This window comes from Mogibacterium kristiansenii (genome assembly GCF_009695905.1).
Lineage (GTDB): Bacteria > Bacillota > Clostridia > Peptostreptococcales > Anaerovoracaceae > Mogibacterium_A > Mogibacterium_A kristiansenii.
Genome location: NZ_VUNA01000028.1, coordinates 1 through 11,176, shown reverse-complemented (window position 1 = coordinate 11,176; position 11,176 = coordinate 1). Strand labels below are relative to the sequence as shown.

At 52.6% G+C, this 11,176-nt stretch carries 8 protein-coding genes and 1 tRNA gene; 1 reads left to right on the top strand and 8 read right to left on the bottom strand.

Annotation, left to right across the window (positions count from 1 at the left end; translation table 11 throughout):
* Positions 1 to 330 precede the first annotated feature (330 nt).
* Positions 331 to 1,398 carry a tryptophan--tRNA ligase gene (gene trpS, locus FYJ65_RS09215; protein ID WP_154555032.1) on the bottom strand — a complete coding sequence of 356 codons (1,068 nt, stop codon included), beginning with the start codon at positions 1,396 to 1,398 and terminating at the stop codon, positions 331 to 333.
* 135 nt (positions 1,399 to 1,533) lie between these two features.
* The gene (locus FYJ65_RS09210) at positions 1,534 to 2,907 is read right to left on the bottom strand and encodes an MATE family efflux transporter (RefSeq protein WP_328603049.1); all 1,374 of its coding nucleotides are present in this window, start codon (positions 2,905 to 2,907) and stop codon (positions 1,534 to 1,536) included.
* A 433-nt stretch (positions 2,908 to 3,340) separates the two neighbouring features.
* Here FYJ65_RS09210 and FYJ65_RS09205 point away from each other — a divergent pair, with 433 nt between their 5' ends.
* On the top strand, positions 3,341 to 4,795 hold the full coding sequence (locus FYJ65_RS09205) for an alanine/glycine:cation symporter family protein (RefSeq protein WP_154555031.1): 1,455 nt from the start codon (positions 3,341 to 3,343) through the stop codon (positions 4,793 to 4,795).
* Between the two features lie 96 nt (positions 4,796 to 4,891).
* Here FYJ65_RS09205 and FYJ65_RS09200 read toward each other — a convergent pair whose 3' ends face one another.
* The 6 genes from FYJ65_RS09200 to FYJ65_RS09175 form a co-directional block, all read right to left on the bottom strand.
* Complete coding sequence (locus FYJ65_RS09200; RefSeq protein ID WP_235898253.1) at positions 4,892 to 5,464, bottom strand: methylated-DNA--[protein]-cysteine S-methyltransferase; 573 nt, start codon at positions 5,462 to 5,464, stop codon at positions 4,892 to 4,894.
* 183 nt (positions 5,465 to 5,647) lie between these two features.
* Positions 5,648 to 5,722, bottom strand: a tRNA-Thr gene (locus FYJ65_RS09195).
* 75 nt (positions 5,723 to 5,797) lie between these two features.
* The gene (locus FYJ65_RS09190; RefSeq protein ID WP_154555030.1) at positions 5,798 to 6,985 is read right to left on the bottom strand and encodes an Ig-like domain-containing protein; all 1,188 of its coding nucleotides are present in this window, start codon (positions 6,983 to 6,985) and stop codon (positions 5,798 to 5,800) included.
* Positions 6,986 to 7,350: 365 nt separating this feature from the next.
* Positions 7,351 to 8,700, bottom strand: a complete 1,350-nt coding sequence (locus FYJ65_RS09185) for an LVIVD repeat-containing protein (RefSeq protein WP_154555029.1) — start codon at positions 8,698 to 8,700, stop codon at positions 7,351 to 7,353.
* A gap of 221 nt (positions 8,701 to 8,921) precedes the next feature.
* Positions 8,922 to 9,824, bottom strand: a complete 903-nt coding sequence (locus tag FYJ65_RS09180) for a LysR family transcriptional regulator (protein WP_154555028.1) — start codon at positions 9,822 to 9,824, stop codon at positions 8,922 to 8,924.
* A gap of 8 nt (positions 9,825 to 9,832) precedes the next feature.
* On the bottom strand, positions 9,833 to 10,576 hold the full coding sequence (locus FYJ65_RS09175) for a CHAP domain-containing protein (protein WP_154555027.1): 744 nt from the start codon (positions 10,574 to 10,576) through the stop codon (positions 9,833 to 9,835).
* Between the last annotated feature and the right edge of the window lie 600 nt (positions 10,577 to 11,176).

Genomic DNA, 11,176 nt, shown 5'->3' with positions numbered 1-11,176 from the left:
CCTTCCGTATTCGCCATATTTGTACGGTATTTTCGCTTTTTACTCTAATTTTAGCCCCCTACCAGAATTTACTTTTGCAAAGCGGAAAGTTTTTTGGCTGAACTGGAACTTACTTTTTCAATTCACCCGTTTTTTCCATTTTAGCGTGAACTCGCCTCGTTTTTCTAGGCATATGAGAGTTTCGCTATAATAATATCTCTACTTCACCCCAGGCGGCCGGTGATGCTTCGTGGGGACCGGTCCGCCCTTGTCCCAAGGGCGCCCCATTGCCATTCGGCGCACGGAAAAGGCCCGCCGGGCGTTCCCGGCGGGCCATCACTTGCACACTTGTTATTTGTATTCCTTATCCCATCTTTCGAAGTAGTCGATCTGCATCGCATGCTTTACCGCAGCCAGCGTCTTCTCCGCAGTGGCTACCGCATCCGCAGTACCTGCTCTCAGAATCTCAACGACTTCTTCCGGATGCTGCTCGTAGTACGCTCTCTTTTCCCGGATTGGGGTCAGGAACTCGTTCAGCACGTTGAACAGGAATTTCTTTACCTTTACATCCCCCAGGCCGCCTCGGGTGTAGTGTTCCTTCAGCTCATCCAGGTTCTTGTATTCCGGCAAGTACTTTTCAAAATCCTCATCACTGCAGAAGGCATCCAGGTACTGGAACACGGTGTTGCCTTCCAGATGGCCCGGGTCGCTGACCTTCAGGTGAGTCGGATCGGTGTACATTCCCATGACCTTCTTTTTCAGCACGTCCTCCGGATCCGACAGGTAGATGGTATTTCCCAGAGATTTACTCATCTTCGCCTGACCGTCCGTGCCCGGCAGTCGCATGCAAGACTGGTTCGGAGGCAGATAGATTTCCGGCTCGATCAGCACCTCGCCGTACACGTGATTGAAGCGGCGCACGATTTCCCGGCACAGCTCCAGCATCGGCTCCTGGTCCTCGCCTACCGGAACGGTGGTGGCCATGAAAGCGGTGATATCCGAAGCCTGGCTCACCGGATAGTTGAAGAAGCCCATCGGGATGTTATCCCCAAAACCTCTCATCTGAATTTCGGATTTGATGGTCGGGTTCCGCTGCACGCGGGACACGGTGACCAGGTTCATGTAATACATGGTCAGCTCGTGGAGCTGCGGCACCAGGGACTGAATCATAATGGAAGTCTTTGACGGATCGATGCCGATTGCCAGATAATCCATGGCGACCTGCATCACGCTCTCCCGCACCTTCTGCGGATTCTCCGCGTTGTCCGTCAGCGCCTGGGCGTCCGCAATCATGATAAACATCTTGTCGAACTCCGGATCCTTCTGAATCTCCAGCCGCTGTCTCAGGGAACCTACGTAATGTCCAATATGTAATTTACCGGTCGGTCTGTCGCCGGTCAGCATAATTTTACCTGCCATAATTTTTCCCTCCTCATAAAAACACGTTGCGATTGTCATAGTTTACCTTTTTGCCGGGTTACCATCGCCGATGTTCCAGGGCGGCCGGGTAAATTGCCGTATTTTTCATAACACCTTTCTCCTGTATCTTATAGATTATAGTACATCGATCATCTCCCGGTGAATTTTACGGGAATAGATAATCGAGAACGTCAGGCCCACAATCTCTGCGATTGGGAATGCCAGCCACACGTAGGTGACCTCACCCAAGCGGGACAGCAGGAACGCTGCCGGAAGCAGCACCACCAGCTGTCGAATAATGGATATATTCATGCTGTAAATGCTTTTTCCCAAAGCCTGAAATACACTGCCCTTCATTATAGCATAGCCGGCCAGTGGAAAACCAACAGAAATAATTCGAAGCGCCGGGATGCCGATGGCCAGCATTTTATCCGAGGCATCGAAAATTCCCAGAAAGACGTTCGGAATCACCCAGAACAGAAGCATTCCAACCGTCATAATCATCACCGCGTACCGGGTACTGAGCCGGGATGCTTCCAGCAGGCGATCCTTCTTCCGCGCGCCGTAGTTGTACGCCACAATCGGAACCACACCATTGTTCAATCCGAACACCGGCATGAAAATAAAGCTCTGGAGTTTGAAGTAGGCACCGAAGGTGGCCACCGCCGTGGAGGAAAAGCCCCCCAGAATCAGGTTCAGGAAGAATACCATCACCGAGCCCACCGCTTGCATGATGATAGACGGCACACCAATCTGGTAGATTTCCTTAATGATGTGGAGATCCGGGCGGAAGCCTTTCATGCTGATCTTCAGTTCCGTATTCTTTTTAATATTCAGATACACGCCCAGCAGCGCCGCAAACGTCTGTCCGAAGATCGTTGCGATGGCCGCACCGGCAACACCCAGTTTCGGCGCACCCAGCAATCCGAAAATCAGAATCGGGTCCATGATAATGTTGATAATCGCACCGCTTCCCTGGATCAGCAGGATGTAGGAAGTTTTGCCCGTGCTCTGCAGCAGCCGTTCCACGCACAGCTGCAGGAATACCATGATGGACAAAGTACAGACGATGCTCAGATAAGTGGAACCGTATTCTACAATCCGGGCATTCTTTGTCTGGAACGCAATGAACGGATGCGCCGCCATGCCGATCAGCAGGAACAGCAGATACGTTGCAAAGGCCAGGAAAATTCCATTCTGCGCCACCTTATTGGCCCGGTCAAAACGTTTTGCTCCCAAGTATCGAGAAATCAGGGCACTCATGCCCACCGCCGTACCGATGGCGAACGCCAGAATCAGCGCCTGAATCGGGAAACACATGGATACCGCCGTCAGGGCGTCTTCGTTGATCCAGGACACGAACATACTGTCCACAATGTTATACGCCGCCTGAACGAACATGGAAATCATCAGCGGAAAAGACATCTTCAGCAAAAGCCCCTTCACCGGCGCATACCCCATCCGATTTTCCGGCTGCAAATTCTCTTCACTCATCATTTCTTTATTCAAACTAAATCTCAACCTCTCTCTTTTTGTATTCTTCTCGTATATATTACCCTCCATTGTAACATACTTTTCCATTGTTATGGGTAAAATAAAATATTATCAGGCGAGAGCGGACGGAAATGTCCAGGCGGGGCGAACTTTTTTTTTATTGAAAAGCTCATGCAAAATCCGCATGGCTACTCCAAAAAATACTCTAATTTAGTGTCGGAAATTGTACTCGAAATACAAATTTGTGTCCAAAATTGCACGGTTTCACATACAATTCGAGGGTTTTTCTAGCTTCTTTAATTTTTATAACAAAATTTTTTAAAATTTTTTGTTGACAAGCACAGAAACTTGTTTTAAACTAATCCCATCAGTCAGAGAGTTGGTTGGAATAAGTTTTTATCTCTGACGGGAATTTGAAACTGAATCTATAAAATAGGAGGTTGCATTCATGAAACAATTCACAGCAATGCTGAGCACCATTGACGGTTATGTGTGGGGCATCCCCATGCTGGTACTCATTATCGGAACCGGTCTGCTTCTCACCGTGAGAACCGGAGCCCTGCAGTTCTGCAAATTGGGTAAGGCGCTGAAGTACATGGTTCACAACGAGGAAGGCGGCGAAGGAGAGGTCTCCAGTTTCGCAGCACTGACCACCGCACTGGCGGCCACCGTTGGAACCGGTAACATCGTCGGCGTTGCCACCGCAATCTGCACCGGCGGACCGGGCGCATTGTTCTGGATGGAAGTTGCTGCCTGCGTGGGTATGGCAACCAAATATTCGGAAGGTCTCCTGGCCGTAAAATACCGTGTGCTGGACGAAAACGGCAAGGCACTGGGCGGACCGTTCTACTACATCGAAAGAGGTCTGGGACCGAACTGGAAATGGCTGGCAAAGCTTTTCGCCTTCTTCGGCGCGGCAGCCGGCATTCTGGGAATCGGCACCATCACTCAGGTGAACTCCATCACCTCCGCAGTGGGCCGGGTATTCGATCCGGAAGGCAAGCACATTGCATTCTCCATCGGCGACCACTCCTACACTTGGACCACAACAATCGCTGCAATCGTCGTAACCGCACTGGTGGCACTGGTTGTCATCGGCGGCATCCAGAGAATCTCTTCCGTAGCATCTCTGGTCGTTCCGGCAATGATGGTTCTGTATGTAACCGCAGCCGTTGCAATTCTTGTATATAACTACGCTGCAATCCCGGCAGCAATCGCCACCATCGTAAAGAGCGCATTCGGTATGGATGCGGTTGCCGGCGGTGCACTGGGTGCCATGATTGCCGCAATGCAGAAGGGTGTTGCAAGAGGTATTTTCTCCAACGAATCCGGTCTGGGTTCCGCACCAATCGCGGCGGCGGCAGCGCAGACAAAGGAACCGGTTCGTCAGGGTCTGGTATCCATGACCGGTACTTTCCTGGACACCATCGTTATCTGCACCATGACCGGTCTGACCATCGTCATCACCGGTTCGGACAAAGTGGGTCTGGAAGGCGTAGACGTAACCATTCGTGCTTTTGGCCAGGGACTTCCTTGGAGCGAAACATTTGGCGCCATCCTGCTGATGATCTGCCTGGCAGTATTCGCTTTCACCACCACACTGGGCTGGGACTACTACGGTGAACGCTGCTTGGAGTACTTCACCAATAAAAACATGAAAGCCGTAAAGGCATACCGTTACCTGTACATTCTGGCGGTTCTCATCGGTCCGTTCCTCACACTGGAATTCGTATGGACCTTCGCCGATATCTTCAACGGCCTGATGGCATTCCCGAACCTGGTTGGACTTCTGGGACTCAGCGGTGTCGTTGCGACAGAAACCCGTAGCTACTTCAAGCGTCTGAACGCCGGCGAAATAGACGAAGGCGAGAAATTCCGCAAGAAACAGAAGAACGTAGCATAACGCATTCATATCATTTCCTATATCATCGCATTGTTTGATGAAAGAACCCCCGGGGCGTCCTCCAAAATGACCCCGGGGGTTCTTTCGTTCTTTTTTCTATTCCTCCAGCTGCTTCTGCATCGTCCGGTGGCTCTCGATGGTCAGCAGCTTCTCTTTAATGTCCAGCCCGCCGTTGTACCCCGTCAGCCGGCCCCTGGATCCGATGACTCGGTGGCAGGGAATCACCAGCGGCAGCCGGTTGTGGTTCGCCGCAATGCCCACCGCCCGCCAGGCTTTGGGACTGCCGGCGGCTTCGGCAATTTCCCGGTAGGTGCGGGTTTCGCCGTAAGGGATGTCCAGCATGGCACACCACACTTCTTCCTGGAAGCGGGTTCCTTCCATGCGAATGGGAAAGGTGAATTCCTCCCGCTCTTCTTCCAGGTATTCCTGAATCTGCCGGCAGGCCTTCTTCAGGACGGGGGCAACTTCGGCGCAATTCAGGTTGTTCCGGGTGTAGGCCGGTCCTTCAACGGCGGAGAGACCGCTTCCCTCAAAGAAGACGGAGGGGAAGGGGTCTCGGAGGAAAGCGATTTCCCGAATCTCCTTTTGGTTTCCTTTGATTTTCAGTTTTCCGATGATTCCCGTATCATAAATGACGGTTTCCATCCGCCCTTCCCGGTTTTCCTGCATTTCGACCTCCTGTTTCTATCAATCCGTTCATTGGAGCCATTGTATCACAAGAATCGCGCCGGTAAAGGGCTGTGGAACAAAAAGGACTTTTCCCACAGGAAAAAGTACGAAAACGCCCGAAACGTAAACTTCCGAATATAAAAAACCGGTCAATGCATTTGCATTGACCGGTTTTTCTCCTCTTGGAGCTGCTGGCGAGAATCGAACTCGCAACCCCTTCATTACGAGTGAAGTGCTCTACCATTGAGCCACAGCAGCACGTTCGTAACCGAATTGCCCTATGATTATACACGAACGAAGAGGTAATTGCAAGGGTGCGCCCTTTTATTTTTCTTATCCAATGTCTTTGATATTGCCGAAAGCCAGGCCCACATAACCTTGGGCGTAAGCGGCCCCCACCATCTCGCCCGCGCTGTTCATGTATACCAGGGTGCCGGACGACTTCTCCACGAAGGTGAAATTTTTCTTTTTCAGCGCTGTGAGGTATTTCTGATAGGTTTTCTTCCCGGCTTTATATTGGACGGAGGTCACCCCGTCGGCCTTCAGGAATTTGCCGCGCTTTCCGTACAGTGCCCCAAAATCCGGAATTCTATATCCCTTATAGTGCTTCGGCACCGTGACTCTGCACTTCAAAGCAATGCCGTTCCGCACAGCCGTAACGGTACAGGTTCCGCCCTTTATCCCAGTCACCGTTCCCTTCTTGGACACCGTCGCCACCTTCTTATTGCCGGATTTCCACCGGATGCGGCCCTTCCCGCCGGTCACCTTCAGCCGGAAGCTCCGGGAATTGTAGACGGTGATTTTCTTTTTATTCAGCCGCGGATTCACTACGGTCACCTTGCAAGCGTATTTTTTCCCGCCAAAACGAGCGACCACCTTGCAGGTCCCGCTTTTCTTTCCTTTCACCACGCCCTTACCATTGACCGTGGCCACTTTCTTGTTGGAACTGCTCCACTTCACACCGGCCTTCGCCCCCACCAAAACATTGGTGAACCGGGCGTTCTTCCGAATGGTTTTCTTCTTATACTTCAGCCCCTTCGGCTCCACCGTCACCTTGCACGCCGCCCGGCTGCCCGACGGAAAAACCGCGCTCACCGTGCACTTCCCGGCGCTCTTGGCCGTGACCAGCCCATTTTTGTCCACGGCAGCGACTTTCGCATTGTCGGACGCCCAGGTCACATTGACCGGCAGCCCTTTCGGCTGGGTATTCGCTAAAACCAATTTCTTTTTCGCCTTGTGCTTCAGGTTCAGCGCGGCCGGGAGCTCCCCGGACTGCGCCTCGGTCGGCGGATTTTCTTCCGGATTTCCTTCCCCCGGCGAGATCCCCGGTCCTTCCGGCTCCTCCGTTGACCGGTCGTCCCGGTTTCCTTGATTTTCTTGACTTCCTTGACCTTCAGCAGTTGTTCCAAGCTGCCTGCTGCTACCTTTATCAGTTGCCGATCCCACCTCTGCAGCTGCAAAAGCCGGAATCACAGACACCACCAAAATTCCTGCGAGGACCATTGCTAGAATTCGTTTCATATTCTGTCCTCCACTTACAACTATTCAGGTTAACACGTCTTAAGTGGAGTATATCAGAGCCGCCGCCCACCCGCAAGGGGCGGCGGCAACATGGACGGCCGGCAGGCGGGATTTGGGACGGCCTGTTGGCGTGGCCCGACGGTGGGATAAGGCTTTGCCGGCGGGGCGGCGCCAACATGGACGGCCGGCAGGCGGGATTTGGGCCGGCACCCATACAATAAAAAACGGCTTGCAGGAGGAACTCGTCCTCCTGCAAGCCTACATCTAGTCTTTCTTTTCCCCTTATTACGAAACGTTTCCCCTTCGCTCTGCCGGGCACCTACGGTCTCGTTGTTCGTATTTTTACAGAGCGTTTTTTTACAAGATTATACGGTGCATCTTACGATGTACAGTCCATCCTGGTAGGTGTCCACGTAAATGTATCCGCGGTCGTCTACCAGAACATCTTCGGCGATGCCGATGTGCGGTCCCGGGAACAGCGTGCCGTCCTCGATGTCGAACCAAGTGCCTTCCGGATCCGGCGGCATGAAGTAAGCGATTTCCTTCGGAACGAAAGGATCCGATACGTCGTAGACGCGGAGGCCTGCCTGGAAGTGGCAGTTATATACTCTGTCATCTCTCTGCTCCAAGCAATCCTGCGGTGCGGCATCGTACATGTTGTGCGGGCCGAATACCACGCGCTGGCCGTCAATGATGTTGAAGTTCTCGCCGTGGCACTTTTTGTATTCCTCCGGAACTTCCGGATACGGGAATACGGAAATCAGGGACGGGTTCTCCTTGTCACCGGTCTCGATCATTCCGATGATGTTCATCGGCTGGCTGGTGATTTTGTGGAACATGCCATCCTCACGGTTCGGATCGAAGTACCAAGGACGCTCACCCTCGGTAGTTACGATGGCGAACGGTCTGTCGCCCAAAGGCATTGCGGTGTGCACCGCTGCGCCGGACTGGCCGTTGGAGAACGGCGGGTTCAGCGGAACATTGCCCAGCAGTCTCGGACGGGTTTTGTCCTTCACATCGATCATGCAGAATCCCACATTCGGGAACGCCGCATAGACGATGTCGTTTCTCTCGGTGATGGCGTGGCCGTTCGGCAGCTTCATGAACGGCTCGGTTCCGAATTCCGGAATATCCGATGCCTTCTTGTTGCCCAGGTACTGGCCGTCTGCCCACCAGCTGCCCACCTCAACCGGATGAGTCGGGTCCTCCAGGTCGATGATGCGCAGGATGTATCCCATATAATTTCTTTTACTTCCCATGATGTACGCATATCTGCCGCCATCGTAGTAACTCCGGTGCACGCCCGGACCGTCTTCACACTCGAACTGACCCAGGAACTTCGGATTCCATGGATCCTCGGTGATGTCGTAGATCTTGAAACCGCCCCAATATGGCTGCTCGTGTGTTCCGTGGAGCACCCGCATGGTTCCGCCGTAGCAAGCAATCAGCTTTCCGCCGGCCACCTGAATCTTCGCCAGGGACTGACCGTCATGAATCTCGCTGACCCAATCGCCCTCGACCCACTTGGACACCGGATTCTTCGGATCCGTCACTTCAATAATATTAAAACCATTATCCCGGAAGCACGCCGAATAGATAAAATATCTTCCATCTTCCGTGCGATGCATTCCCATCTGGAATCCCGGCTTCTTGTTCAGGTCATTGTAGCCGACAAATTCCATGTTCTTCAGCAGCATTTCGGTTCTTCTGCTCATGACTTTCCTCCTTATGATCGTTTTTTCTCCAATCTCTTCCACTAAAAAAAGGATATCTTCGATAACTCGATGATATCCTTTTTGTCATTCAATTGGAAATGCGATTTTTGAGGGGGAGGTTATGCAAAAAAAGCATTACCTCTCATCCCACACGTCCGGCTCCCCGAACGGAACCGTTTGGCGCAGTTCTTCGGGGGCGTCTGCCGCCTGCGGCAGCGCGGTCACGCCTCCGGATCCCCTTGGGGAACCCGCGCCCGGATGAATTCCCGAAAACGCTCCAATGCCGGATTGCCACTGTCCTTCCGATGAATCATCTGAACCGGCACTTCCGGTTCCCCCTCCAACGGGATGGCCACCGTCTCCGGACCGGCGATGTCCTGCATGGAATTGTGGAGAATCATCACTCCGTAATTCATGTCCACTTCCAGCAGTGCGGTGGTCACGGAAGAAACGCTCTTGGCAATGTGGGGAGCAAATCCGTATTGCAGGCACAGTCCCATAGTCCGGTTGAACCCAAAACGAGACTGAGAAGCATCCACCACGATGAAACGTTCCGAGCGCAAGTCCTTCACGGAAACTTTTTCCTTCGATGCCAGCGGATTATTCCGGTTCATGAAAACACAGTCGTGATCCCAGGAAATAACCGTTCCGTTCAGCTGTTCTCTGTATACCTCCGGAAAATGCACCAGAATTCCACAGTCCAGTTCACCTTCCTGAATCTGATCGAAGGCGGCGGATTCACTGGTGTTTCTGAAATCGATTTCCACATCCGGGTTTTCCTCTGCAAACTGCCGAATCATTCGGCCGGTGTTCCCCGCCCGGATGCCGTCCTCCAGAATTCCGACGGTGAGCTTTTTCCTCTCCGCACTGAAGCGCTTGGCATCCTGCATCAGCTCGTTATATTCGTTCAGTATACGTTCGCAATGCCGAAGCACGTTCTGTCCGGCGGGAGTCAGTTTCGGATTCACCTTGTCCCGCTGAATCAGCTTAACGCCAATTTCTTTTTCCATGCTCTCAATCATTCGACTGAAGGCGGGCTGGGACATGTACATTTGCTTCGCCGTCTTGGAAAAATTCAGGGTTTTGGATAATTCCAGGAAACCTTTCATCTGTTTGATGTTCATATTCGCACCTATTTCTCTACCAGACCGTAGCCAAAAATATCCTTGCTCTTAATCGGATATCCGTTTCGCTTGCATATTCCTTTCCACTTCTTCTCATCCTTGCCCGTAAAACCGGAGTTTCCTTCGATGGTGTAGACCTTCCCTCGGAATACCGAGGCCACCAGTCCCACGTGATCCACGGAGTCGTCGTGTTCCCAGTCGAAGAAAATGATATCCCCGGCTTTCGGCGTGTACCCGTCTCCCTGCTCGTGGTACCGATCCCGATCTCGGAACCAATTCACCTGCTGCGGCACGTAGCAAGACATGGGCACCTTACCGTCATCAATCAAACCGTTTTGATCGGCGCACCAGGAAATAAAGCAGGCACACCAATCCACATGAGAATCAAACCCATACCACTGCCAAAACTTCTTTCCGCCGTAGTTTCCCAGCTGGGTGCGGGCGGTCTCCACCATAGGAACATCTCCGTCCAATACCGTTCCGCCGGCTTTCAGCAGATTGTTTACATACCGGCCGCCCAGAACCAGATTCATTCCTATAAGACAAAGGATGATTATCGTTAACGACCGCCTCCGGATTCGCTGCTGTTTTCTTTTCCGCTGTGCCTTGCGGGCGGCCCGAATCCGTCGCTCCGCGTAGCGGCGCATCACTTCATCATCGCCGCTTTCCAGGGCCTGCAGTTCTTCCGGCGTCAGCTGCACCTGCGGGCTTACAGTTTTCTTTTTCTTCCGTTTCTTCCTTATATTAAACATCTGTGTACCTTTTCTAATTCATCTTCGCGGCCATGCGATTGCCTATTTTTCGTCGGGGTGATTTCCGCCAACCGCCTCCCCTGCGCAACAACTTATTTTACCACTTTGAACACAAAAAAATTGATATAAATGTGAAAAAAATCTGCGGCTCTGACGAGCGGCCGGGCCGGATTCTTCCTTTTTTCAGGTCCGCGGTTCGCGCTCCGAAACCGAGTTCATTGGTTTTCCGGACTGGCGGGCGCGAACCCTGCCTCCGGCCGGGCCGCCAGCTTCCTTTTTTCAGACCCGCAGTTCGCGCTCCGAAACCGAGTTCATTGGCTTTCCGGGCAGGCGGGCGCGAACCCTTCCGCCGGCCGGGCCGGATTCTTCCTTTTTTCAGGTCCGCGGTTCGCGCTCCGAAACCGAGTTCATTGGCTTTGCGGGCAGGCGGGCGCGAACCCTGCAGGCGGCCGGGCCGCCATCGTCTTTTTTTCGGTTCTTCACGAATTTTTGTGGGATTAAAATCGAAATAAATAATTAGGCATTGAAAAAGAGCATTGGATGCTTCATTCTAAGTAGTAGCGAACAAACTTACGAAAGGACTGCAATCCAATGCTCTTT

Coding starts and splice junctions, on each gene's coding strand:
- FYJ65_RS09180 (WP_154555028.1), bottom strand. CDS start 9,824: ATGAACATCAAACAGATGAAAGGTTTCCTGGAATTATCCAAAACCCTG.
- FYJ65_RS09205 (WP_154555031.1), top strand. CDS start 3,341: ATGAAACAATTCACAGCAATGCTGAGCACCATTGACGGTTATGTGTGG.
- trpS (WP_154555032.1), bottom strand. CDS start 1,398: ATGGCAGGTAAAATTATGCTGACCGGCGACAGACCGACCGGTAAATTA.
- FYJ65_RS09185 (WP_154555029.1), bottom strand. CDS start 8,700: ATGAGCAGAAGAACCGAAATGCTGCTGAAGAACATGGAATTTGTCGGC.
- FYJ65_RS09200 (WP_235898253.1), bottom strand. CDS start 5,464: ATGCAGGAAAACCGGGAAGGGCGGATGGAAACCGTCATTTATGATACG.
- FYJ65_RS09175 (WP_154555027.1), bottom strand. CDS start 10,576: ATGTTTAATATAAGGAAGAAACGGAAGAAAAAGAAAACTGTAAGCCCG.
- FYJ65_RS09190 (WP_154555030.1), bottom strand. CDS start 6,985: ATGAAACGAATTCTAGCAATGGTCCTCGCAGGAATTTTGGTGGTGTCT.